Here is a 1,050-nt window from a genome sequence, read left to right on the forward strand (position 1 = left end):
GGGCTCTGTTGCACAAATCGGCTGAACGCCGAGGTTCCCCTTTCCCGGACGGACTCATCCCATGGGCTCTGTGACGGGTATGCCGAGCGCGGTGTAGCCGTTCAGGACGGCGATACGGACCTGAAGCTCGGCGACCTGGCGGTCGAAGTCCCGTGCCATCAGGCGCTGCCCCGGCAGTTTCACACAATGCATCTTCGTCTCGACGCGGCTTCGTCGGTGGTATCCGCTCCATCGTCGCCACAGGGCTCGGCCGAGATATTTGGAGGCCCGCAGAATTTCATTTCGCGCGGCGGCGCCGGCGGTGACGGCCTTCCATGGCTTTGCGTTCTTTCGTGGCGGGATGACAGCATGGGCGCCGCGGTCAGCAATGGCGTCGTGGCATTTGCGAGTATCGTAGGCGCCGTCTGCGGTGACACTGCCGATCTCAACCTCCGGCGGGATTTGGTCCAGCAGGTCGGGCAGCACCGGCGCATCTCCGATGTGGCTCCCGGTAATCTCGACGGCTCGGATCTCCAGCGTTTCCTCGTCGATCCCGAGGTGGATCTTGCGCCAGACCCGTCGTTTGGGGCCACCATGCTTGCGAGCGTGCCATTCGCCTTCGCCCTCGACCTTGATCCCGGTGCTGTCGATCAACAGGTGGAGCGGGCCCTTCGACCCACGGTAGGGGATGTTGACGGCCAGGGTCTTCTGACGGCGGGACAGCGTGCTGAAGTCAGGCACCGTCCAGGCGAGGCCAACCAGCCTCAGCAGGCTCTCTACAAAACCGGTCGTCTGCCGGAGCGCCATGCCGAACAGAACCTTCATCGTCAGGCACGTCTGGACGGCGGTGTCACTGTAGGTCTGCTGGCGGCCACGCCTGCCTGTCGGCACGGCGTCCCAATTCATCCCGGGATCGAACCAGATCGTCAGCGAGCCGCGGCGCTTGAGCGCTTCGTTATAGGCTGGCCAGTTCCTGGTCTTGTAGGTCGGTAGTGTCGGTCTGTTCATGCAACCCAGCTACCATGCTGGATTCACGAGATGAGTCCCTCACAGGATTTGTGCAACAGAGCC

The 1,050-nt window shown here is 63.1% G+C and carries 1 protein-coding gene; it reads right to left on the reverse strand.

Going from position 1 to position 1,050, the window contains the following annotated elements:
* Positions 1-54: 54 nt before the first annotated feature.
* Positions 55-987, reverse strand: coding sequence for an IS5 family transposase (locus ACFOM8_RS23015; RefSeq protein WP_377764685.1), 933 nt, complete (start codon positions 985-987; stop codon positions 55-57).
* Positions 988-1,050: the final 63 nt, after the last annotated feature.

The organism is Paracoccus angustae (assembly GCF_042648745.1).
GTDB classification, from domain to species: domain Bacteria; phylum Pseudomonadota; class Alphaproteobacteria; order Rhodobacterales; family Rhodobacteraceae; genus Paracoccus; species Paracoccus angustae.

What these genes read in the sequence shown, in the direction of transcription:
- ACFOM8_RS23015 (WP_377764685.1), bottom strand. Translation starts at nt 987, where the DNA reads ATGAACAGACCGACACTACCGACCTACAAGACCAGGAACTGGCCAGCC.